Source organism: Vibrio sp. ECSMB14106, from assembly GCF_000972265.1.
GTDB lineage: Bacteria > Pseudomonadota > Gammaproteobacteria > Enterobacterales > Vibrionaceae > Vibrio > Vibrio kanaloae.
Window position 1 is genome coordinate 1 of sequence record NZ_LAUM01000042.1, and the last position, 22,826, is coordinate 22,826.

A 22,826-nucleotide genomic window follows, 5' to 3' on the forward strand; every position below is an offset into this window, starting at 1 on the left:
TCGGAAGAGGCGGCCATTCTAGCGATTTAATTCTCAGTGTCAAACACTTTTAAAAATTAATTTCTACTTTCTAAAAGTAGGAGCGAATTATCACTTAAAGCTAGTTGCCTTACTAACATTCTTCGTTGAAGCCTTGTGGCGTCTACCGTGTCAGTGAAGCGGCATTATAGAGATGTTCATCACATTGGCAAGTGTTTATTAAAGAAAAATGCAAAAATAACCATTAGATGACGAATAAACACTCAAATCCTTATTTTTATAACTTTAACTACAAAATAACTACACAATAACCACAGACTTATCCACAATCGCTCTAATTTCATCCCCTAGAAACTAAAAAAGCTGCCTTATGGCAGCTTTTCAAATGACAGTGAGTTTAAATCCCAGAGCCATATTGCTCTCCATCATCTTCATGAAGACCACATTCTCGTTTTAGACCATTAAAACGGGTTTCCTCTTCAGTCATACCCGGCTCCCATTTCTTAGTCGTATGTGTGTCTCCAACAGAAAGGTACCCCTGCTCTCGAAGCGGGTGATAGCTGAGACCATTTTGTTCTAGGTAATAGTGAACATCTTTATTTGTCCAATCAATGACTGGCAAGAATTTAAACACACCATTTTGGATAGATAAGATTGGCAAGTTTGCGCGCGATTGAGATTGCTCTCTTCTTAACCCTGAAAACCAAGTCCCCGCCTCAAGCTCATCTAACGCCCGCCTCATCGGTTCAACTTTATTAAGTTTGTTGTACTTCTCTATCCCTTCTATACCTTGATCCCAAAGTTTGCCATATTGCGCTTCTTGCCAATTAGGGCTCTGTTGTGCGCGAAAGACTTGAAGGTTTAGTGTCAAATTCTTGCTTAACTCATCTATAAAGCGATACGTTTCAGGGAATAGATAGCCAGTGTCCGTCAGAATAACCGGAATATCTGGCTTTGCTTGAGTGACTAAGTGCAGCATCAACGCAGCTTGGATTCCGAAACTAGAAGACACCACATGCGTCCCTTCTAAATTTGCTAGAGCCCACTTAACTCTTTCTAAGGCGGTTAGCTGTTCTAACTCAGCATTTATTTGTCCAAGACGAAGTATCTGCTCCGTCTTAGTCAATGCGAGCAGCTCTGCTAACTTCAGTTTTGAAGCGACAGAATTATGCATGTAAATCCCTCTTTGAAATGATCACCTCTTCGATGATACCAGTTCGGATTGTAAAATCGCCGAACCCTTCATTGTCTTTACGTTCAGTAGCCCAACGTCCCACTAGTGAATCAATCTCTTCTAAGATCTGAGCTGATGTGATGTTCTCTTTATACATCTTAGGAATACGAGTACCGGCTTTGTTGCCGCCTAAGTGCATATTGTAGCGACCTGGTGCTTTACCCACTAAACCAAGTTCAGCCAACATCGCGCGACCACAGCCGTTTGGACAACCAGTGACACGAAGAATGATGTTATCTTCTTCTGGTAATCCATGTTTCTTCAGAATATCTTCAACATCTGTCACGAACTCTGGAAGAAAGCGCTCAGCTTCCGCCATTGCTAAAGGACACGTAGGGAAAGCCACACACGCCATAGAGTTTTTACGTTGCTCAGAAACAGCATCATCCATCAAACCATATTGACGCGCCAGTTTTTCAATCTTGGCTTTTTGGTTAGTCGCTACACCCGCAATAATCAAGTTCTGATTCGCTGTCATGCGGAAGTCACCTTTGTGAATCTTCGCAATTTCAGCAACACCTGTTTTCAGAGCTTTCCCAGGGAAATCAAGTAAACGACCATTTTCGATGAATAACGCTAAGTGGTGCTTACCATCAATGCCTTCGGCCCAACCGATACGGTCGCCACGGCCAGTAAACTCATAAGGACGGCTTTCAGAAAACTCAACGCCGGCACGCTTTTCTACTTCCGCTTTGAATACATCAATACCAACACGGTCTAGTGTGTATTTGGTTTTGGCATTCTTACGGTTTGAACGGTTACCCCAGTCACGCTGAGTCGTTACCACCGCCGCTGCTACGTCTAACGTTTTATCTAATGCCACAAAACCAAAATCGTCAGCTTTACGTGCATAAGTCGAGGTATCGCCGTGTGTCATAGCAAGGCCGCCACCGACTAACACGTTAAAGCCCACCAGCTTTCCGTCTTCAGCAATAGCAACAAAGTTAAGATCGTTAGCATGAACATCTACGTCATTCTGTGGAGGAATGACAACAGTCGTCTTGAACTTACGCGGTAAGTAGTTACTACCTAGGATAGGTTCTTCATCTGTTGTTTCTAGCTTTTCACCATCTAACCAGATCTCTGCGTAAGCACGGGTTTTGGGTAATAGATGTTCACTGATCTTTTTCGCCCATTCATACGCTTCTTGGTGCAACTCAGATTCAACAGGGTTTGTGGTACACAGAACATTTCGGTTTACATCACCCGCGGTAGCGATTGAATCAATGCCAATGCTGTTTAGCGTTTGGTGCATCAGTTTAATGTTTGGCTTCAACACGCCATGAAACTGAAAGGTTTGACGTGTCGTTAGACGGATAGACCCATAAGAGGTACTTTCATCTGCGAACTTATCTATCGCCAACCATTGCTTTGGAGTGATGATGCCGCCAGGCATACGCGCACGCAGCATGACATTATGCAAAGGCTCTAACTTTTGCTTGGCACGTTCATTACGAATATCACGGTCATCTTGCTGATACATACCGTGGAAACGGATCAACTGAAAGTTATCTGCGGTAAAACCACCAGTGATGCGGTCTTGAAGATCTTGTTCAATCGTACCGCGAAGATTATTACTTTCACGCTTCAGACGTTCATTGTCAGCCAAAGGACCAAGTACTTGACCTAGCACTTCTTGCTCTATTACTTGCTTGCTCATTAGTACACATCCCTTTGGTAACGTTTCGCTTTACGTAAGTCATTAATATATTGTTCAGCTTGTTCTCGGCTCTGGTTGCCATGTTTTTCAGCAATCGTGACTAGTGCTTCATGAACATCTTTCGCCATTCGGGTCGCATCACCACAAACATAAAGGTATGCGCCCTCTTGAAGCCATTGCCAAACCTGCTCTGCTTGTTCGATTAAACGGTCTTGAACGTAAACCTTTTCTTTTTGGTCACGGCTAAAAGCAACATCCAATTTGGTTAACGCACCAGATTTAAGGTACTTCTGCCATTCAACTTGGTATAAGAAATCTTGAGTAAAAGTACGGTCACCGAAGAACAACCAGCTTTTGCCTTCAGCATCATTGTTTTCACGCTCTTGAACGAAACTGCGGAATGGCGCGATACCAGTACCTGGGCCGACCATGATGATAGGTGTGCTGTCGTCTTGTGGCAGCTTAAAGTTATTGTTGTTCTCAACAAACACCTTCACTTCACCGCCTTCTTCCAAGCGCTGAGCTAGGAAACTAGAGGCGCCCCCCAGACGAGACTCTTCACCTTTTTGGTATTCAACCAGACCAACCGTCAAGTGAACTTCTTCATCCACTTCTGCTTGGCTTGATGCAATAGAATAGAGACGTGGCGTTAACTTACGTAAAAGGCCGATCAACTCATTAGCTGATAGATTGGTTCTTTTTTCTGCTAATACATCGACAATTTGAGTGTTACCAGAGTATTCGCGAAGCTTATCTTTATCTTCCACCAGCTTGATTAACTTCTTACTACCCGACAGCTCAGCAAACTGAGTCACAAGTTGAGGGTTTGACGTCGTAATCTCGAATTTACTGACGAGTGCGCTATGGACAGATAAGTTTTCACCATCGACATCAACACTTTCAATACCCGACAACCCAACCTTAGAAAGGATCTGATTCGCAAGCTCTGAACTGTTTTCGTACCACACTCCCAGCGCATCACCCGGCTGGTAAGTGATACCTGACTCATCAAGATCAATCTCGATATGACGAACATCTTTACCCGAGTCGCGACCCGTGATCTTTTGACTCGTCAGCAATGTCGCTGTGTATGGGTTTTGTTTGGTGTATTGCGAATGACCCGCGGCCACTTGACCAACTGGTAATTGAACGACATCGGCTTCTGTGCCTGTCGATAATGTCTCTTTTACTTGCTCTAATGCTTTAGCGCGCCATTCCGTTGCTGACTCTTCGTAATCAACATCACAATCAAGACGGTCAACAAATGATTTAGCACCAAGCTTAGCGAGGAAGTTATCGAAATCTTTCCCGGTTTGGCAGAAGAACTCATAGCTTGAATCACCTAAACCAATCACACCGTATTGTAGATTCGATAATTTGGGTGCTTTCTTCGATTGAAGGAATTCATGCAACTCAATCGCGTTATCAGGGGCTTCACCTTCACCATTAGTGGAAGCCACAAAAATCACGTGTGTCTCTTTGGCTAGGTTTTTACCTTTATAGTCACTGGCATCGAAAAGCTCGACAGCAATACCTAACGCTTTCGCTTCAGCCTCAAGCGATTCAGCAACACCTTTCGCATTACCCGTTTGAGAAGCAAAGATAACACTTAACTTACCCGCAGGTTTTGCGGCCACAGCTGCGGCTGCTTGAGCAATAGGTGCAGCGGCGCCCACAGGCTGTGCTTGGCTCACCCCCCAAAGGTAGCCACTGACCCATGCCAGTTGCTGTGAAGACAGTTCAGAAACAGTTTGCTGAAGATGACCCAATTGTTGGTCATTAAGTGGTGCTGCTAGCCCAGGTAGCTCATTAGCCCCAGACTGTGCATTATTATTTTGTGAAGACTCTTTCTTATTTAAAGACATGGTCACGACATCCCTAATCATTGCGTGACGATAGATTAACCACTCCCTTTAATAACAAGAAAGAATAGAAAAGTATGTTTTATAACTTTTTGGAAGTAAAAAGCGATTGAACCGTAAATTCGCTACTGGTTTTCAATACGAACTTGCTGAAAACCAACGGCCATTGCCGACTTTGATGCTAAATCTAAATCAGCATAATGGCACTCCTCACCATGAACATCGGTAAGCAAAACAAAGCCACCTCCCATATGGCGAAACTCCACAACCCAAGCCCCCTCTTGAATCGAGGGCTCTATAACCGCTTCGACTAACAGGTTCTCTCGATATAAATTTCGTAATTCATTGAGTGTCATATTCTATCCCTTGCTTTGACCTCACAACATAGACCTTATGAGAATAGACGCTAATTAGGTCTCTGTATAAGGATGGTCGAAAGTGATGAATGTGCTAACTAATTCCAGAAAGATATAATCAATAGATATAAAAAACGCCACTTAATAAAGTGACGTTCTTAAAATTTGTTTTAAATGCGCTTAAATAACCTAGAAGCGCACTTCTGCACCAGCGAACCAACCATCGACCATGACAAAGCTCTTGCCTAGTTGAGAGCTAAAGAACTCATCCGAGTCTAAATCGATAACACGGTAACCACCACGCAGTGCTATCTCAGTTTCTGCCACTGAGATTCGGTACTGACCGCCAGCCATCAAATCAGTACTCTTGATGCCACTGCTATCACCGAACTCCATCGTACCAATGATATCGAAGTTGGTGTCAGGAACGTTGATCTCTGCGTTACCGTAGAAACTCCAAGTCAACTCATCAAAGCTTGTTTGAGCACCACCGGTTTTCGGTTCGATGTAATTCGAGTTTGAATACTGAGTAAACGTCACACCTGCATCAAAGTTCATCAGTTTGTGATCTAACAATGTGTAATAGAAAGTGTAGTCGTACTTATCGAAGGCCAATAAATCCGCATCGACAGAAGTATAGCGGAAACTCGCGTTTGGTAGCATTGGAGCATTGTGCTCAAATGCTAAATATAACGAAGGAGAATGAACATCATCATTTTGTCTAACTTCGTTTAGCTTGGTACTTCCCCACCACATATCGGCACCGACTTTAGCCGTGTAAGAGAACCCTTCTTCAGCAAGCACTGCCGAACTTAAAGGTAGCATTCCCACTAAAGCAATTAATGGCATTTTATTCATTTGAGATAGCTCCAATTTCATATCATTGTGCTAATTGTATGCACATTCATCGATTATTGGAGAAATTTTACCACACATCCTAAAGACTAAAACGATAAACCGCTGGCGAGCAAAAGTTTGACGGCACCATGACTTTAGTAACGCCTTTGACTAGAACTGTGTACAAAGTTTTTGAAAAACCACACACCGATTGCAATCACAATCAACCAAGGCAAGAGTTTAAACACGACGCCTATCATACCGAGTACCAACATAACGAGTAATGCAACCCCCGTTGCCGCTAAGACCGTCATAAACGTAATACCAGTAACGAGTAATGTTGCGACAAAAATAAGAACAAAGATTAATTCAAACATAATGGTCTCCTATTGAATTGATGACCTATCTTTCTTACTTTTGAATATTGCAGCTTCTATACCAAGTTAAAAAAACCAAAAAAATATTTATTAATCAATAAAATAAAAAACCACACATCTTCATGCGTGGCTTTTGAGGGATTCTTAATGGTAAATTTAGCCTCTAATGGCGAATTTAACCTTAATTTTTTAACCTTAACTCTACTTTTAAACTTCGGTTTTTAACCTTAGGGGAAGCTTATACATTCAGTTCTTTGGGGATCTTAGCCAATGCCGTTTGCATCACCTCAATACCCGCGCCTTTCTTATGCGCGTTCTCACTGATGTATCGACGCCATTGTCTTGCACCCGGCATGCTTTGGAACAAACCAAGCATATGACGAGAAATGTGCCCTAGACTTGCGCCGTTTGAAAGTTCACGCTCGATGTACGGATACATCTCTTCAACCACTTGTGAGCGCTTTTTAATTGGCGTATCTAAACCAAAGATCTGTTGGTCGACTTCGGCCAAGATAAACGGACTATGGTATGCCTCACGGCCAATCATCACACCATCAAGGTGCTGCAAGTGCTCTTTCGTTTGCTCAAGAGTCGTAATACCACCATTCACAGCAATCACTAGATCCGAGAAATCTTTCTTAATTTGGTATGCACGATCGTAATCTAGAGGTGGGATCTCACGGTTTTCTTTCGGGCTAAGACCACTCAACCACGCTTTACGTGCATGGATAGTAAATTGCTCACAGCCGCCTTTTTCAGAAACGGTCGACACAAACTTAGTGAGAAACTCATAAGAGTCTTGGTCATCGATACCAATACGCGTTTTCACCGTGATTGGAATATCAGTGACTTCTTTCATCGCCGACACACAATCTGCCACCAGCTCTGGCTCGGCCATCAAGCAAGCACCAAAGCGGCCATTTTGAACTCGGTCTGAAGGACAACCTACGTTGAGATTAACCTCATCATAGCCGCGATCACCAGCAAGCTTGGCACAAGCCGCTAAATCAACCGGGTTAGAACCACCCAGTTGAAGCGCAAGAGGATGTTCTTGCTTGTTATATTCTAGGAAGTCGCCCTTACCATGTAAGATCGCGCCCGTTGTTACCATTTCCGTGTACAAAAGAGTCTGCTGAGAAAGCAAACGGTGAAAATAACGGCAGTGGCGGTCGGTCCAATCGAGCATTGGAGCGACAGACAACTTACATGAGTGTGTCATGGCAAAGTAACCTGATAGCGAGTCAAAAAATCTGCTGGAACACCCAGCAAAAAGCAAAGTCGGCTATTGTAAATGCTATGTCCTAATTGTGCTATATGAACTTTACTTCACATTTTCTTATTTAAACCTATTCACCAGGCCTCTAATTCAGCCTCACTAATCAGTTATACCTTGAGTCACACAGTCATTTTGAGTTACCTTGTCTTATTCAAAGTCGTGGGTCACAATACGCTCTGTACCTGACTTTAATAGAAATCATTGGCTCCCAAGTAAAGTTACCTAGAAATAGAATTTGAACAGGAATGTCCGATTGAATGGTGAAAAATTTGGACCACACATTAATAGAGCAAGTTGAAGGGCTATGCGCATCTCGAGGAGTTAGATTAACTCCGCAAAGAAAGCGAGTGTTTGAGCTCATCCTCTCTAATAAAAAAGCCTCCAGTGCATACGAATTGTTAGAGCAATTAAAGGTGAGCGAACCACAAGCCAAACCGCCCACAGTTTACCGCGCTTTAGATTTTTTGTTGGAACAAGGTTTCATTCACCGAGTTGAGTCTACCAATAGCTTTATATGTTGTTGCTCTTGTAATGCCAACAAGCATTTCTCACAGCTATTAATCTGCGACAAATGTGGCACTGTGATTGAGCTACAAGACGATGCTCTTATCAATCAACTCGCTAATAACGCTGAGAAGCATGGCTTTCAATTAACGAATCACGTTATTGAATCTCATGGCATTTGCCAAACTTGCTCCTCTGATATGAAACAATAAGATTATAGAAGAACATTATGCGCGCTGAATTTGTAAACCCGTTTTTAGCTTCTCTAATGAATGTACTAAAAACGATGGCTTCTCTAGAATTGAAACCACAAAAGCCAAGAGTTAAAAAAGATGAAATCGCTCGTGGTGATGTCTCTGGTTTAATCGGTATGGTTGGCCCACAATCTCGAGGCTCAATGTCGATCACCTTTGATGAAGGCCTTGCCCTAGAAATCATGGAAAACATGTTGGGTGAACGACCAAACGGCCTAAATGAAGAAGTCACCGATATGGTCGGTGAAATCACTAATATGGTTACGGGCGGCGCAAAACGAATCCTTGCAGAAAGTGGCTTCGACTTCGACATGGCAACGCCAATCGTGGTTGCAGGTAAAGGTCATACTATTCGTCACAAATGTGAAGGCGCAATCATCATCATGCCTTTCACATCTCAATGGGGTAATGCCTTCATCGAGATCTGTTTCGAATAGAGACAATCACTGCAAATATTTAGAAGGCTGACGCTGTATTTAAGAGGCTGACAGATATGTCAGCCTTTTTTGTTACCTGCGATTTAGCCATTGTTAGAGCGACAGATACAAAAACGCCAACCCGAAGGTTGGCGTTTCTTTTTAGGCTATCAACTCAATTAAGCTTTAAGTGCTTTAAATGCGTTGATTAGACCGTTCGTTGAGCTGTCGTGAGACGTTACTTGAGCATCGTCAGCAAGCTCTGGAAGAATTTGGTTTGCTAGTTGCTTACCAAGCTCTACACCCCATTGGTCGAAGCTGAAGATATTCCAGATAACGCCTTGAACAAAGATCTTGTGCTCGTACATCGCAATTAGGTTACCTAAAGAGCGAGGGTTGATTTGTTTAACAAGAATTGAGTTTGTTGGGCGGTTACCTTCAAATACTTTGAAAGGTACTAGCTCAGCAACTTCTTCAGCTGTTTTGCCCGCCGCTAGGAATTCAGCTTCTACTGTCTCTTTTGTCTTACCGAATGCTAGTGCTTCAGTTTGAGCAAAGAAGTTAGACATCAACTTCTGATGGTGATCAGAGGCTGGATTGTGGCTGATAGCAGGCGCGATAAAGTCTGATGGGATCAGCTTAGTGCCTTGGTGTATCAGTTGGTAGAACGCGTGCTGGCCGTTTGTACCCGGTTCACCCCAGATGATAGGACCTGTTTGGTACTCTACCGGGTTGCCTTCGCGGTCTACAAACTTACCGTTCGATTCCATGTTACCTTGCTGGAAGTAAGCAGCAAAACGGTGCATGTATTGATCGTAAGGTAGGATAGCTTCTGACTCAGCGCCGTGGAAGTTGTTGTACCAAATACCGATAAGAGCAAGGATGACTGGAATGTTACTTTCAAACTCAGTTGAAGCAAAGTGGTTATCCATCTCGTGAGCACCTTCTAGTAGCTCAACGAAGTTATCGAAGCCAACAGATAGTGAGATAGAAAGACCGATTGCAGACCATAGTGAGTAACGACCACCAACCCAGTCCCAGAATTCGAACATGTTGTCAGTATCAATACCAAACTCAGCGACCGCAGTTGCGTTAGTTGATAGTGCTGCGAAGTGTTTAGCAACGTGTGCGTTGTCGCCCGCTTCAGCCAAGAACCAATCACGTGCAGAGTGTGCGTTCGTCATGGTTTCTTGAGTGGTGAATGTTTTAGATGCTACTAGGAATAGCGTTGTTTCTGGGTTCAACGGCTTAAGCGTCTCAACAATGTGAGTGCCATCTACGTTAGAAACAAAGTGCATGTTTAGACGAGTTTTGTATGGCGTTAGCGCTTCAGTCACCATGTACGGGCCAAGGTCCGAACCGCCGATACCGATGTTGACAACATCCGTGATCTCTTTACCTGTGTAACCTTTCCACTCACCAGAAACGATGCGGTGTGTGAACAGCTCCATTTTTGCTAGTACTGCGTTCACTGCTGGCATTACGTCTTTGCCATCAACCATTACTGGCTTATCACTGCGGTTACGTAGAGCAGTGTGAAGTACTGAACGACCTTCAGTCTTGTTGATTGCATCACCGCCAAACATCGCTTCAATTGCAGACTTTACTTCAGTCTCGTTTGCAAGAGCAAATAGGTGCTGCATAGTCTCAGCATCGATTAGGTTCTTAGAGTAGTCCACTAAGATGTCAGAACCGAAACGAGTAGAAAAGTTCTCGAAACGCTTTGCATCTTGAGCAAACAGCTCTTTCATATCCATATCTTGAGCTGACTCAAAATGTGCCGTTAGCGCTTTCCACGCTTGTGTTTGCGTTGGGTTGATATTTTTCAACATGGTATCTATCCCGATGTTACTGTAGGTTTTATTCTAAACGTCACTTAAGTGATGAATAGAATCCCCGGTTAGGCGAAAGTTTATATTTTTCAGTGATGACCGAACCGCATCACCACCGAAAGATTCTTTGTAATTTTTTTTCACGACGTATTATGCCGTATATGAAGAGCGGTACCTTGAGATAAATCAGGATTCGAATTCCTGATAGAAAGATCGGTACAAACTCTAGCTCTAACATAATTAAATGTGAGCGATACCTGATAAATTCAAGTTCAAAAGATAGCGTTAAACCACTTTTTTTCCAAATACATTATAAAGGATGGCGTATGTGGATTCAGAAGACTATACACCTAAATGCGCGAAAGCGTGGATTTCATCTCATTACTGATGAAATTGAACAACAGATACACGATATTGGCTCTCTATCCGTTGGTTTATTACATCTCTTTATTCAACATACCTCTGCCAGCCTCACGCTAAACGAAAACGCAGACCCAATGGTGCGTGGCGATATGGAATCGCATTTCAATAAGTTTGTTCCCGAGCGCGCGCCCTACTATAGACACACTTATGAAGGCGATGATGATATGCCTGCCCACATTAAAGCATCGACACTTGGCACCAGTGTGACAATTCCCATCACCAACGGTCGTTTAGCTTTAGGAATATGGCAGGGTATTTACTTAGGTGAACATCGAGATTGTGGTGGGAGCCGCACTGTCATTGCTACAATCCAAGGCGAATAACCGTAAGCGTTCAGCCATAAAGATCGATTGATAACCAGAGAATTACCAGTAAATAAAAAGGGTGGCACAGTTATGTGCCACCCTTAAATAATCAGAAAGGCTTGAACATCTTTACTTTACGTATTCCATTGCGACACGCGGGGTCAGCTTTGTGACCAGCTCGTAAGCAATGGTACCAATATGTTCTGCCACCTCTTCTGAAGGTAAGCCTTTCCCCCATAGCGTTGCTTCGTCACCCACTTTATCAGTAGCATCTGGGCCAAGATCAACCGTTAGCATGTCCATTGACACTCGACCTGCAATCGGTACTTTTCTACCGTTCACAAACACCGGAGTACCGTTAGGTGCAGTGCGAGGGTAACCATCACCGTAACCTATCGCGATAACCCCTACTTTAGTGTCTCGTTCACTGACCCAGTTACCGCCATAACCAACACTTTCCCCGGTTTTAACATCACGAACAGCGATCAAGTGCGATGTCAGAGTCATCACAGGCTGAAAACCAAGCTCTTGTGCAGACTTATCTGCGAACGGTGATACGCCGTAAGAGATGATTCCAGGACGCACCCAATCTAAGTGGCTATCTGGCCAGGCTAATAAACCTGCAGAGTTCGCAAGAGAGCGTTCGCCCTCACAGCCTTCAGTCAAAGACAAGAATAATTGAGTCTGTTGCTGTGTCGTGGCTTTGTCTAACTCGTCAGCACAACCAAAGTGGCTCATATAACGCAACGGCTTAGCCACATTCGGACATTGATGCAGGCGATCAACGAAATCTTGATATTGTTCAGAACGAACCCCCAAGCGATGCATACCGCTATCGACTTTAAGCCATACCACAACAGGTGATTCTAACGCTGTGTTTTCTAAAGCGCTGAGTTGCTCTTCACAATGCACCACTGTTTGGATGTTATTGGCCACCAATACCGGTAAATCACCCGAAGAGTAAAAGCCCTCAAGTAACAGCACTGGCCGAACAATACCACCAGCACGAAGTTGTAAGGCTTCTTCAATACGAGCGACCCCGAAAGCATCAGAGTTCTTAGAGTGTTTAGCGATGTTCAATAAGCCATGCCCATAACCATTAGCCTTTACCACTGACATCACTTTACAGTTAGGTGCTTTAGACTTAATCAGTTGGAGATTGTGCTCTAATGCACCTAGGTCAATACTCGCTGTCGCTGCTTTCATATAAGTCATTAACGATTACTCATCATCAAATGCAGGGCCTGCATAGTTATCAAAACGAGAGTGTTGCCCTTGGAAGGTCAGACGCACGGAACCGATCGGACCGTTACGTTGCTTACCAAGGATAATCTCAGCGATGCCTTTTAGTGAACTGTCTGGGTTATAAACCTCATCACGATAGATAAACATGATCAAATCGGCATCTTGCTCAATCGAACCTGATTCACGCAAATCCGAGTTTACAGGGCGCTTATCAGCACGTTGCTCTAGGGAACGGTTAAGCTGAGAAAGAGCCACAACCGGAACGTTCAATTCCTTCGCGAGCGCTTTCAATGAACGCGAAATCTCGGCGATTTCAAGAGTACGATTATCAGATAATGAAGGTACACGCATTAATTGCAGGTAATCTATCATGATCATAGAGAGACCATCATGCTCACGAGCGATACGTCGAGCACGCGAACGCACTTCTGTTGGGGTTAGGCCCGAGCTATCATCGATATACATATTCTTTTTGTCCATCAGAATACCCATACTCGATGAAATACGCGCCCAATCTTCATCATCTAACTGACCAGTACGGATCTTAGTTTGGTCTACGCGAGAAAGTGACGCTAACATACGCATCATCAGCTGTTCTGCTGGCATCTCTAGCGAGAAGATTAAAACAGGTTTGTCTTGCTTCATCGCCGCGTTTTCACACAAGTTCATCGCAAACGTGGTTTTACCCATCGATGGACGTGCAGCGACAATAATTAAGTCAGAACCCTGTAGGCCTGCCGTCTTCTTATTGAGGTCGTTAAAACCAGTATCGACACCCGTCACACCATCTTGTGGCGTTTTATATAGAATCTCGATACGTTCTAGCGTCTTCTCTAGAATGTTATCAACGTTTTGTGGGCCTTCATTTTCGCTTGTACGACCTTCGGCAATAGCAAAAACTTTACTCTCAGCCAGATCTACTAGCTCTTCTGATGTACGCCCTTGTGGGTCATAACCTGAATCAGCAATCTCATTCGCCACACCAATCAGGCTGCGCACCAGAGCACGCTGTGCCACGATATCCGCATAAGCATTAATGTTTGCTGCACTTGGTGTATTTTTAGCAAGGTCAGCTAAGTAAGCGAAGCCACCGACATCTTCCAGTTGCTCACGCAACTCTAAATGTTCAGAGAGTGTAATAAGATCCAAAGGAGAACTTTCTTCAAGGATATCTTTTACTGCCTCAAAGATCAGACGGTGAGGACGACTATAAAAGTCCTTACTCACCACTTTTTCAGCAACCGTGTCCCAGCGCTCGTTGTCCAGTAACAAGCCGCCAATAACAGATTGCTCAGCTTCTAATGAATGTGGTGGGACTTTGATGGCATCCACCGGATCGTTGGCTGATTTCTGACTTTTGCTATCCACTATGACTACACTCAATAACTAATAATGATCGCTCATTATACCCAAGAACATTCATTTGTAATCCGATCCTACAGGTTTGTTTTATTCTTCCAGAAAAATTTACCTATTGCTGACTGAAACCACCAAGGGTAGCATTACGATCTTTCCATTAATTCACTGTATAACTGGGGTATGCGTGTCCAAATTATTGGCTCTGAGCACTGGCCTTCTGAGCACAGGTCTCTTGAGCACTCCGTTGGCTTTAGCTGATGATGCTAAACCCTCTGTTGATGCAATCCTCGACTCTATAGTAGTACCAGAAGCTACCACTGAACCGCTTGTCGTTGCACCGGCACCCGAAGAAGATATGGATATCGTACCGAGTGATACAGAACTGCCTAATCCACTGAAAACCGAAGTTGAATTTGGTTACCAATCACATAATGGTAACTCAGAATCCCGCTCGCTTAATGCTCGCCTTAATGGTGAGTACACCTCCGGGCGCCATAGAACCAGTGGTGAATGGAAATACTACAACCTCTACAAAGATGGTGAAGAGGATAAAAGGCAATCGACGTACTCAGCTCAAAGCGACTACAAATTAAGCCCTAAAACCTATCTTTACGGCAGCTTTAAAGGCGTCGACTCTCGATACAGCGCGTACTTTAAAGACTACACCGTTTCGAGTGGCCTTGGTTATCAATTTTCAAATACAGAAGAATTTATATTAGAAGTGGAAATAGGGCCTGGTTTTCGTTACCAAGAACCTAACCTTGATGAGATAGACGATGATGACATCATCTTCCCCGACATTGTTGAGGAAGCGATTTTCCGTGGCAACGTGAATACGTCATGGCAAGTTTTGCCGAACTTACAATTCAAAGCGAATGTGACTGTTGTGTCAGGACACAGCAACCTAAACTTTGATACTGAATTAGAAGCGATCAACGATATCACTGATAATATTGCGTTGAAGATCGCTCACTCTCGTCAATACCACGACAAGGTGCCTAATGGGTTGAGCAAAGAAGACTCAGTGCTGTCTGTTAACCTGTTATTCCAATTCTAATCTGAACAACTGCTTGTTCAGCAATAAGAGCATTTAGATCACCGTAAGCTTTTTACTTACCACAACCCTTCCTTATATTTCCTATATCCCAGACATAAAAAAACACCAGCCGTAGCTGGTGTTTAAAACTTTCAAAAGAAAGAATTCGTCTTGGTACTGAAATTACTCAGCTGCAACGATAGTGATTTTCGCAGTAGCAAAAACTTCAGATTGAAGTTGGATGCTTACTTCGAATTCACCAATGTTACGTAGAGCGCCTTCAGGTAGGCGTACTTCGCTCTTAGCTACTGCAACACCTGCCGCTGTAATAGCGTCAGCGATGTCACGAGTACCGATAGAACCGAATAGTTTACCTTCGTCACCAGCTTTAGAAGCGATTGTAACGCCTTCTAGAGTGTTAACTTTCTCAGCGCGAGCTTGAGCAGCAGCTAGTTGCTCAGCAACTTTAGCTTCTAGTTCAGCACGGCGAGTTTCGAACATAGCAACGTTGTCTTTAGTTGCCATAACTGCTTTACCCTGTGGGATAAGGAAGTTACGAGCGTAACCAGATTTAACGTTTACTTGGTCGCCAAGGCCACCTAGGTTACCGATCTTATCAAGTAGAATAACTTGCATTATCTTTGTCCTCTTAAACTATTGTTAACTATTACCGATTACTGATGCTTATCAGTGTACGGTAGTAGTGCTAGGTAGCGAGAACGCTTGATAGCGCGAGCTAGCTGACGTTGGTATTTAGCACTTGTACCAGTGATACGGCTAGGTACAATTTTACCAGCTTCAGTGATGTAGTTTTTTAGAGTTGCTACGTCTTTGTAGTCAATCTCTTGTACGCCTTCTGCAGTAAAACGGCAGAATTTACGACGACGGAAGAAACGAGCCATGGGCTATCTCCTGATCTAAATTTAATAATGCGGTATTGACACAAGCTTATAAATAAGCGAAAGCAAATGCTTGAAGTGAAATACCTAAACGAGTTGAATAAAATTTAATGACCTAAAGGGTCAAAAAAGAATTACTCAGCAGCAGCTTCTGGCTTAGCTTCTTCTTCACGACGAGGTGCACGTTCTTCACGGTCATCACGACGAGGAGCACGCTCTGCACGCTCTTCTTTTTGCTTAAGCATGATAGATTGCTCAGTCACAGCGCCTTTTGTGCGCATGATCATGTTACGTAGAACTGCATCGTTAAAACGGAAAGCAGTTTCTAGCTCGTCCATCACTTCTTGGCCAGCTTCAACGTTCATAAGAACGTAGTGAGCTTTGTGAAGTTTGTTGATTGGGTAAGCCATTTGACGGCGGCCCCAGTCTTCTAGACGGTGGATAGTACCACCAGCTTCAGTGATTGAACCAGTGTAACGCTCGATCATGCCAGCAACTTGCTCGCTTTGATCAGGGTGAACCATGAATACGATTTCATAATGACGCATTTGGTTGCTCCTTACGGATTATTAGCTTCCACGAAAGGCTCGGTCGTCCAAGGGAAGCAAGGAACTAAAGAAAAATGACCGAGTTTTAAGGACGGCAAATATTATAGAAAGAACCCGGTATTAGCAAGCGGTATTTGGCTAATAATGAAACAGTTTTCCTTTCGCCATCTAGCCATCCAAGAAAGTGAAATATTCTCTCTCTTGAGCCAGAAAAAGAAACACTCACCAACTCGGGTGAGCGTTAATAAATTCATAGACTTAGAATAGTTCTAATGCTTTATGTCGTAAAGCATCACTACCCCCAGTATTACTGAGTAGGCGTTATTGAGCTAAACGCTGTCTTACCGCTTCGAATAGGCAGATACCTGACGCTACAGAAACATTCAGGCTAGACACGCTGCCTGCCATTGGAATCTTAATCAAATCATCGCAAGTTTCACGCGTTAAACGGCGCATACCATCACCTTCCGCGCCCATCACTACAGCCAATGGGCCAGTTAGCTTCGCTTGGTAAATATCATGCGTTGCTTCACCCGCAGTTCCCACAAACCATACGCCCTGCTCTTGCAATGCACGCATTGTGCGAGCCAAGTTGGTTACACGTACTAGAGGAACCGTTTCAGCCGCACCACATGCTACCTTGCTTACCGTTGCCGTTAACGGCGAAGAGCGGTCTTTCGGAACGATAACCGCAGCCACACCAGCCGCATCGGCATTACGAAGGCAAGCACCGAGGTTGTGAGGGTCTGTTACGCCATCTAAAACCAACAGTAATGGCTGTTCATGTTGCGCTAGAATATCGTCTAGGTGCGTTTCATTAAGCTGCTTAGCAGGCTTTACCTTCGCGATAATACCTTGGTGATTCGCACCTTGTGCTTTTTCATCAAGCGGCTTACGGCCCATCTGTTGGATCGATACACCAAACTGCTGCAGTTGGTTCAGCAATGGAAGAAGACGCTCGTCTTGGCGACCTTTCAGTACATACGCTTCAATAAAACGTACTGGATCTTTTTCTAGTACGGCTTTCACCGCGTGAATACCGTAAATAAATTCGTTACTCATTATCTCAAGTTACTCATATTGCTCAGAGAAGAGTGCATCCATTCCGACACCTCCCTCTCTGTGTTGTTTATTTCGAGAGTATGCGTCTTTCGCCTGTTACTCTCGCATTCAATTAGTGAAACGCTAAACCGTGCTGGTCCTTGTAAACCTAAATATTAAGACTTATCCGCTTTTGGCTTACGACTTGCTGCCCGTTTTTTCTTAGCGCGAGCTTTAGCAGCACCGGTTTTATTCGCCGACTTCTTCTTACCTGACTCTTGAGCACTACCGTCTGGTCGCTTAGTTGGCTCAACCAAAGGCTTCGCAGACGTTCCTGGTTGATTGCTCTTTACTGCCGAGCGTTTCTTGCTCTTTGCCTTTTTCATCGCATCTGCTGCGCGTTTCTTGGCCGTTTTTCCTTTACCACGCGGCTGACGCTCAGTGTCTTCCAAATCAAAGTCAATTTGACGAGTTTCTAAGTTAACCGCAGAAACTTTCACTTTAACCGAATCACCCAAGCGGTAGATATTACCAGAGCTCTCACCCACTAGGCGCTGACCAACAGCATCAAATTGGTAGTAATCATTCGCTAGCGCAGAGATATGAACCAAGCCATCAATGTGAAGTTCAGTTAGACGAACAAAGAAACCGAAGCCAGTCACGTTGGCAATAACACCATCCATCACTTCGCCGACATGATCTTGCATGTATTCACATTTCAGCCAGTCGTTCACTTCACGTGTTGCATCATCCGCACGACGCTCAGTCATTGAACACTGATCACCGTAGAAATCCATGTCATCGAACGTGTAGTGGTATCCACCCGTTGGTGTCCAACGTTCGCTGCTGCGACCTTCTTCTTTAGCGATTAAGTACTTAATTGCGCGGTGTAACAATAGATCAGGGTAACGACGAATTGGTGAAGTAAAGTGCGCATAACGCTCCAGTGCCAAACCAAAGTGACCCGCATTATCTGCGTTGTATACCGCTTGCTTCATCGAGCGTAACAACATGGTCTGAATTAGCTCACGATCTTCACGCTCATGAATTTTCTGCATTAATTCGGCGTAATCTGTTGGTGATGGAGATAACCCTCCTTCCAACGTTAGACCTAACTCACTTAAGAAGCTTTTAAAACCAACTAAACGCTCTTCTCCCGGTGTTTCGTGAACACGGTATAGAGCAGGCTCCTTCGCTTTTTCTACGTAAGACGCCGATGCGATGTTCGCGAGAATCATACACTCTTCAATGATCTTGTGGGCATCGTTACGGACTACCGGCTCAATACGGTCGATCTTACGATCCGCATTGAAGATAAACTTCGTTTCTACCGTTTCAAACTCAATCGCACCACGCTCATCACGCGTTTTCTTAAGCACTTTGTACATCTTGTGCAGTTCTTCAAGATGCGGTACTTCTGGCTCGTAACGCTCGCGAAGCTCTTCATTGCCATCTAAGATCGCGCCTACTTTGTTGTAAGTCAGACGAGCATGAGAGTTCATGACTGCTTCGTAATGTTTGTAGCCTGATAGTTTGCCTTTGTCTGAGATAGTCATCTCACACACCATACATAAGCGGTCGACTTGAGGGTTCAATGAACATAGGCCATTGGACAATATCTCTGGCAACATTGGTACGACTTGCGATGGGAAGTACACCGAGTTACCTCGGTTAATCGCTTCTTTGTCTAGCGCGGTATCTGGACGAACGTAGTAACTTACGTCTGCAATGGCCACCCATAGGCGCCAGCCCCCGCCTTTTTTCGCTTCACAATAAACCGCATCATCAAAGTCACGAGCATCTTCACCATCAATCGTGACCAATGGCAATTTACGTAGATCAACACGTCCTTCTTTTGCTTCTTCAGGCACGTGCTCGCCTAGGTTTGCGATTTGCTTATCAACCGCTTCAGGCCACTCATTTGGGATCTGGTGAGTGCGGATCGCGATCTGCGTTTCCATACCCGGTGCCATGTTCTCACCGAGAACTTCGGTGACTTTACCCATCATGTTACGAGAACGACCACCGCGATCCGTAATTTCAACCACAACCACATTACCCATTCGAGCACCGCCTTTATGCTCAGTAGGGATCTGGATGTCATGGCTAATCCGTGAATCATCGGCGACCACATAAGAGTGGCCATACTCTAGGAAAAAACGACCAACAAGTGGCGTTTTGCGCTCTTCAAGAACACGAACCAAACGTCCTTCACGACGACCGCGCTTACTATTATCAGTCGGCTGAGCCAGCACGTAATCACCGTGCATGATGGTTTTCATCTGGTGATGCGGCAACAAGATATCGTTATCTTTACCGACACTGCCATCTGGGCGAACCCAACCATGACCGTCTTTATGACCAATCACGTAGCCTTTAATCAGTTCCATCTTCTCAGGCAATGCATAGCACTGACGACGAGTAAAGATGAGCTGTCCATCACGCTCCATTGCACGTAAACGACGACGCAGGCCTTCGTATTGCTCCTCCCCCTCAAGACCCAAAGCTTCGAATAGATCGTTACGGTTCATTGGAATATTCGCTTTTGTTAGAAACGATAAAATGAACTCTCGGCTTGGTACTGGGTTGTCGTAATTTTTAGACTCTCGGTCTGCAAAGGGATCAATATTGGTTGTCGTGGTGGTATTTTCTGGCATCGGTGTTTTTTTTGACATAGGCGGGCCTGCTTAAGCAAGGAATGTATATACCCCTAGTATATCTGATGCTAGAGGTAACCTACAGATATGCTTTGGAAAAGCCTAAAATAACCTCAAATTGATGCATATTTCCCTTTGTTAAAAATGACTTCATCGCCATTATCTATCATCAGAACCTCAAGCAAACGATAAAACAAACGTTTGCTCGATAAATGAAATACTCTATGATTCTGATACTTTACCCACTTCTGTTTCGAGTATTGATATGAAACTTAAACGCACTTTATTGGCTTCTGCAATGACAAGCCTAGCCCTATTTTCATTCGCCAGTTCAGCGATGGAAAAAGCAGATCTGATGATTACCGACGCTATGGTTCTCACGATGAACCAAGACAAAACGGTTTATGAGAACGGTACTGTTGTCGTAAAAAACAACAAAATCATTGCGGTAGGCGATGCTTCATTAGAGAAGCAATACCAAGCTAAGCAAGTACTCGATGTGGATGGCGATATCGTCATGCCCGGTCTCATTAATACTCATACTCACGTATCGATGACGGTTTTCCGTTCACTCGCCGATGATGTGCCCGATCGCCTCCATCGCTACATCTTCCCACTAGAAAAGAAACTGGTTTCGCGAGACATGGTCCGCATTGGTGCTAACCTAGGTAACATTGAAATGGTGAAAGGCGGTGTAACCACTTACGCCGATATGTACTACTTTGAGGATGAAGTCGCGAAAACTGTCGACCAGATCGGGATGCGTGCCATTTTAGGTGAAAGCGTGATTAAGTTCCCAGTCGCCGATGCGGCCAATGCCGAAGAAGGGATTAAGTACGCACTGAACTTCATCGAAGAATACAAAGATCATCCTCGAATTACTCCAGCGTTTGCCCCACATGCGCCTTACACAAATACGACTGAGATCCTGCAGAAAATTTCTAAACTCTCTTTAGAGCTAGATGTGCCAGTGATGATTCACCTTGCAGAATCACACCGTGAAGAAGAGAAAATCGCAGAGCGTTCAAATGGACTATCACCAGTTCAATACATGGACAGCATTGGTGCTCTCAACAAAAACCTCGTTGGCGCACACATGATCTTAGTGGATGATCAAGATATCGAACTCGTGAAAAAGTCAGACATGGGCGTTGCTCATAACATGAGTGCCAATATCAAATCAGCGAAAGGCGTATCCCCTGCCCTTAAGATGTATGACGAGAACATACGTATCGGTTTAGGTACCGACGGGCCGATGTCTGGTAACACATTGAGCACAATTGATGAGTTCAACCAAGTGGCTAAGGTTCACAAGCTGGTTAATAAAGATCGTGCCGCAATGCCACCGCTCAAAGTGATCGACATGGCAACAATGGGCGCAGCCAAAGCATTGCACATGGAAGATAAAATTGGTTCTCTTGAAGCAGGTAAGCTCGCCGACATCATAGTGATCGATACCAAGGCACCAAACATGGTTCCTGTGTACAACCCATATTCAGCCTTAGTGTACTCTGCAAACTCGGGGAACGTTCGCCACACCATAGTGGATGGCAAGATCATCATGCAAGACCGCAACATGCTGACAGTAGACGAAGATAAGATTCGCCAAGAAGCGCTCGATTTCACCAAAGTGGTTCGTGAAACGGTCATTGAGTCTGGTGAGGTTGTGCAGTAACGACGAACACTAGCTCGCTACGGTTTTTAAAAATAAAAAACAGTGCAGATCAAAAAGGCCTCGCGGGTATTCACCGGCGAGGCCTTTCTGTTTCTATCTACCTTAATATTGATGAGTAACGAGTGCAGGAGTTAATCATCAACCTAAAATAGTATTCGTGGTTACCAGAATACATCTCGGCGCTTGGCTCGAGCGATAATGTTTTCAGGCATCCTCTGCTCTAACCCACTTCTAAGCACAGTAATGCGCTTGTGTTGCCTTTGGTCTGCCGTTACCGAGTTATATAACCAGCGATAAGCATCTTCGTAATCTAGCGGGCTACCATAGTCACGTAGCAACAGCTCAGCTAAATGAATACTCGCACTTAGGTTCCCCATAGCAGCCGCTTCACGTAGATACGGAATCGCACGTTCTTTGTCTTGTTGAACCAAAGTACCACGAGAATAATAACGTCCCAGTTGCTCTAACGCGGCGGGTAAACCTTGATGTGCTGCGTTTTCCATATAATACAGACCAAGCTCTACGTCTTGAGGAACACACACACCCCACGCCAACATATCACCATATAAAAACTCATAAGAAGGCAAGCTAATACGCGTCGCACGCGCAACGATATCTTCAACTAACTGGCACTTATCAGCTTTCACGCGCTCTAGGTGTTGATTATTCTCAATTAATTTAATCAATTCAGCTTCTGTATATATTGGAACGGGCTCTCCCACATCAGCCAAATTTGCATGACTCAAGGGTGAGCTCAGCGCCATTATCAATGAAGCTGCTACAATTCGTAGCCTCATACCTGCACTCTATTATCTGTCGTTAAAGTTATCTATTGAGGGCGACAGAGGATTTCTACGCGCACAAAATAGGGTGAACTTCACTTTCCATGATATCTGTATCGGCAATAACCTTGACGGCTTTAGACAAAACTTGCCGCTAACGGGCAATATTTTGCCAGATGGCGTGCAAAATATCACCACCCAAAGCTATATACCAATCGTAGTAAATAACTGCTCACTCTAGCTTGTTAAAATACTCGATAACTTCGTTA

The 22,826-nt window shown here is 44.3% G+C and carries 21 protein-coding genes; 5 read left to right on the forward strand and 16 right to left on the reverse strand.

What is annotated here, in order from left to right; genetic code table 11:
- Positions 1 to 376: 376 nt before the first annotated feature.
- The 7 genes from WR49_RS19335 to dusA form a co-directional block, all read right to left on the reverse strand.
- Positions 377 to 1,153: a phosphoadenylyl-sulfate reductase gene (locus WR49_RS19335; protein ID WP_046225108.1), complete on the reverse strand. Its 777-nt coding sequence runs from the start codon at positions 1,151 to 1,153 to the stop codon at positions 377 to 379.
- On the reverse strand, positions 1,146 to 2,873 hold the full coding sequence (gene cysI, locus WR49_RS19340) for an assimilatory sulfite reductase (NADPH) hemoprotein subunit (protein ID WP_017055754.1): 1,728 nt from the start codon (positions 2,871 to 2,873) through the stop codon (positions 1,146 to 1,148). The genes WR49_RS19335 and cysI overlap by 8 nt, the downstream gene beginning before the upstream one ends.
- Positions 2,873 to 4,738 (reverse strand): assimilatory sulfite reductase (NADPH) flavoprotein subunit, encoded by a 1,866-nt coding sequence (locus WR49_RS19345; protein WP_017055753.1) that lies wholly within the window; start codon positions 4,736 to 4,738, stop codon positions 2,873 to 2,875. Before WR49_RS19345 ends, cysI begins: the two co-directional genes overlap by 1 nt.
- Positions 4,739 to 4,860: 122 nt before the next feature.
- The gene (locus WR49_RS19350; protein ID WP_017055752.1) at positions 4,861 to 5,091 is read right to left on the reverse strand and encodes a hypothetical protein; all 231 of its coding nucleotides are present in this window, start codon (positions 5,089 to 5,091) and stop codon (positions 4,861 to 4,863) included.
- Positions 5,092 to 5,280: 189 nt separating this feature from the next.
- Entirely contained in the window at positions 5,281 to 5,949 is a 669-nt protein-coding gene (locus WR49_RS19355) for a TIGR04219 family outer membrane beta-barrel protein (RefSeq protein ID WP_046225109.1), read from the reverse strand.
- Positions 5,950 to 6,083: 134 nt separating this feature from the next.
- The gene (gene pspG / locus WR49_RS19360; RefSeq protein ID WP_046225110.1) at positions 6,084 to 6,305 is read right to left on the reverse strand and encodes an envelope stress response protein PspG; all 222 of its coding nucleotides are present in this window, start codon (positions 6,303 to 6,305) and stop codon (positions 6,084 to 6,086) included.
- Between the two features lie 238 nt (positions 6,306 to 6,543).
- Positions 6,544 to 7,524 carry a tRNA dihydrouridine(20/20a) synthase DusA gene (gene dusA / locus WR49_RS19365; RefSeq protein WP_046225111.1) on the reverse strand — a complete coding sequence of 327 codons (981 nt, stop codon included), beginning with the start codon at positions 7,522 to 7,524 and terminating at the stop codon, positions 6,544 to 6,546.
- Between the two features lie 314 nt (positions 7,525 to 7,838).
- On the opposite strand from dusA, the gene zur reads away from it, so the two are divergent.
- Entirely contained in the window at positions 7,839 to 8,297 is a 459-nt protein-coding gene (gene zur, locus WR49_RS19370; RefSeq protein WP_029626897.1) for a zinc uptake transcriptional repressor Zur, read from the forward strand.
- A 17-nt stretch (positions 8,298 to 8,314) separates the two neighbouring features.
- A complete protein-coding gene (locus WR49_RS19375; RefSeq protein WP_017055720.1) occupies positions 8,315 to 8,776 on the forward strand; it encodes a chemotaxis protein CheX in 462 nt (153 codons plus the stop codon).
- A gap of 158 nt (positions 8,777 to 8,934) precedes the next feature.
- Here WR49_RS19375 and pgi read toward each other — a convergent pair whose 3' ends face one another.
- Positions 8,935 to 10,587, reverse strand: coding sequence for a glucose-6-phosphate isomerase (gene pgi / locus WR49_RS19380; protein WP_046225112.1), 1,653 nt, complete (start codon positions 10,585 to 10,587; stop codon positions 8,935 to 8,937).
- 326 nt (positions 10,588 to 10,913) lie between these two features.
- Between pgi and WR49_RS19385 the strand changes: the two genes are divergently transcribed.
- Positions 10,914 to 11,333: a secondary thiamine-phosphate synthase enzyme YjbQ gene (locus WR49_RS19385; RefSeq protein WP_046225113.1), complete on the forward strand. Its 420-nt coding sequence runs from the start codon at positions 10,914 to 10,916 to the stop codon at positions 11,331 to 11,333.
- Positions 11,334 to 11,444: 111 nt separating this feature from the next.
- On the opposite strand, the gene alr is transcribed toward WR49_RS19385, so the two are convergent.
- Positions 11,445 to 12,530: an alanine racemase gene (gene alr / locus WR49_RS19390; RefSeq protein ID WP_082082803.1), complete on the reverse strand. Its 1,086-nt coding sequence runs from the start codon at positions 12,528 to 12,530 to the stop codon at positions 11,445 to 11,447.
- A 6-nt stretch (positions 12,531 to 12,536) separates the two neighbouring features.
- A complete protein-coding gene (locus WR49_RS19395; RefSeq protein WP_017055716.1) occupies positions 12,537 to 13,928 on the reverse strand; it encodes a replicative DNA helicase in 1,392 nt (463 codons plus the stop codon).
- Between the two features lie 106 nt (positions 13,929 to 14,034).
- Between WR49_RS19395 and WR49_RS19400 the strand changes: the two genes are divergently transcribed.
- Positions 14,035 to 14,976 carry a DUF481 domain-containing protein gene (locus WR49_RS19400; RefSeq protein WP_077679893.1) on the forward strand — a complete coding sequence of 314 codons (942 nt, stop codon included), beginning with the start codon at positions 14,035 to 14,037 and terminating at the stop codon, positions 14,974 to 14,976.
- A gap of 162 nt (positions 14,977 to 15,138) precedes the next feature.
- On the opposite strand, the gene rplI is transcribed toward WR49_RS19400, so the two are convergent.
- The 5 genes from rplI to rnr all read right to left on the reverse strand — a co-directional run bounded on the left by rplI (position 15,139) and on the right by rnr (position 20,118).
- Positions 15,139 to 15,591 carry a 50S ribosomal protein L9 gene (gene rplI / locus WR49_RS19405; protein WP_017055714.1) on the reverse strand — a complete coding sequence of 151 codons (453 nt, stop codon included), beginning with the start codon at positions 15,589 to 15,591 and terminating at the stop codon, positions 15,139 to 15,141.
- A 38-nt stretch (positions 15,592 to 15,629) separates the two neighbouring features.
- Positions 15,630 to 15,857 (reverse strand): 30S ribosomal protein S18, encoded by a 228-nt coding sequence (gene rpsR / locus WR49_RS19410; protein WP_000090472.1) that lies wholly within the window; start codon positions 15,855 to 15,857, stop codon positions 15,630 to 15,632.
- 131 nt (positions 15,858 to 15,988) lie between these two features.
- Entirely contained in the window at positions 15,989 to 16,402 is a 414-nt protein-coding gene (rpsF, locus tag WR49_RS19415; protein WP_004735855.1) for a 30S ribosomal protein S6, read from the reverse strand.
- Positions 16,403 to 16,723: 321 nt separating this feature from the next.
- Positions 16,724 to 17,464 carry a 23S rRNA (guanosine(2251)-2'-O)-methyltransferase RlmB gene (rlmB, locus tag WR49_RS19420; protein ID WP_046225115.1) on the reverse strand — a complete coding sequence of 247 codons (741 nt, stop codon included), beginning with the start codon at positions 17,462 to 17,464 and terminating at the stop codon, positions 16,724 to 16,726.
- 155 nt (positions 17,465 to 17,619) lie between these two features.
- Positions 17,620 to 20,118 (reverse strand): ribonuclease R, encoded by a 2,499-nt coding sequence (gene rnr / locus WR49_RS19425; protein ID WP_046225116.1) that lies wholly within the window; start codon positions 20,116 to 20,118, stop codon positions 17,620 to 17,622.
- Between the two features lie 247 nt (positions 20,119 to 20,365).
- Here rnr and WR49_RS19430 point away from each other — a divergent pair, with 247 nt between their 5' ends.
- Entirely contained in the window at positions 20,366 to 21,775 is a 1,410-nt protein-coding gene (locus WR49_RS19430) for an amidohydrolase (protein WP_046225117.1), read from the forward strand.
- Between the two features lie 161 nt (positions 21,776 to 21,936).
- Here the strand turns inward: WR49_RS19430 and motX are convergent, their stop codons facing one another.
- The gene (motX, locus tag WR49_RS19435; protein ID WP_046225118.1) at positions 21,937 to 22,572 is read right to left on the reverse strand and encodes a flagellar protein MotX; all 636 of its coding nucleotides are present in this window, start codon (positions 22,570 to 22,572) and stop codon (positions 21,937 to 21,939) included.
- Positions 22,573 to 22,826: the final 254 nt, after the last annotated feature.

Bases quoted from the DNA above. Each gene is read 5' to 3' on its own strand.
- WR49_RS19335 (WP_046225108.1), bottom strand. From the start codon at position 1,153: ATGCATAATTCTGTCGCTTCAAAACTGAAGTTAGCAGAGCTGCTCGCA.
- cysI (WP_017055754.1), bottom strand. From the start codon at position 2,873: ATGAGCAAGCAAGTAATAGAGCAAGAAGTGCTAGGTCAAGTACTTGGT.
- WR49_RS19345 (WP_017055753.1), bottom strand. From the start codon at position 4,738: ATGTCTTTAAATAAGAAAGAGTCTTCACAAAATAATAATGCACAGTCT.
- WR49_RS19350 (WP_017055752.1), bottom strand. From the start codon at position 5,091: ATGACACTCAATGAATTACGAAATTTATATCGAGAGAACCTGTTAGTC.
- WR49_RS19355 (WP_046225109.1), bottom strand. From the start codon at position 5,949: ATGAATAAAATGCCATTAATTGCTTTAGTGGGAATGCTACCTTTAAGT.
- pspG (WP_046225110.1), bottom strand. From the start codon at position 6,305: ATGTTTGAATTAATCTTTGTTCTTATTTTTGTCGCAACATTACTCGTT.
- dusA (WP_046225111.1), bottom strand. From the start codon at position 7,524: ATGACACACTCATGTAAGTTGTCTGTCGCTCCAATGCTCGATTGGACC.
- zur (WP_029626897.1), top strand. From the start codon at position 7,839: ATGGTGAAAAATTTGGACCACACATTAATAGAGCAAGTTGAAGGGCTA.
- WR49_RS19375 (WP_017055720.1), top strand. From the start codon at position 8,315: ATGCGCGCTGAATTTGTAAACCCGTTTTTAGCTTCTCTAATGAATGTA.
- pgi (WP_046225112.1), bottom strand. From the start codon at position 10,587: ATGTTGAAAAATATCAACCCAACGCAAACACAAGCGTGGAAAGCGCTA.
- WR49_RS19385 (WP_046225113.1), top strand. From the start codon at position 10,914: ATGTGGATTCAGAAGACTATACACCTAAATGCGCGAAAGCGTGGATTT.
- alr (WP_082082803.1), bottom strand. From the start codon at position 12,530: ATGACTTATATGAAAGCAGCGACAGCGAGTATTGACCTAGGTGCATTA.
- rplI (WP_017055714.1), bottom strand. From the start codon at position 15,591: ATGCAAGTTATTCTACTTGATAAGATCGGTAACCTAGGTGGCCTTGGC.
- rpsR (WP_000090472.1), bottom strand. From the start codon at position 15,857: ATGGCTCGTTTCTTCCGTCGTCGTAAATTCTGCCGTTTTACTGCAGAA.
- rpsF (WP_004735855.1), bottom strand. From the start codon at position 16,402: ATGCGTCATTATGAAATCGTATTCATGGTTCACCCTGATCAAAGCGAG.
- rlmB (WP_046225115.1), bottom strand. From the start codon at position 17,464: ATGAGTAACGAATTTATTTACGGTATTCACGCGGTGAAAGCCGTACTA.
- rnr (WP_046225116.1), bottom strand. From the start codon at position 20,118: ATGTCAAAAAAAACACCGATGCCAGAAAATACCACCACGACAACCAAT.
- WR49_RS19430 (WP_046225117.1), top strand. From the start codon at position 20,366: ATGAAACTTAAACGCACTTTATTGGCTTCTGCAATGACAAGCCTAGCC.
- motX (WP_046225118.1), bottom strand. From the start codon at position 22,572: ATGAGGCTACGAATTGTAGCAGCTTCATTGATAATGGCGCTGAGCTCA.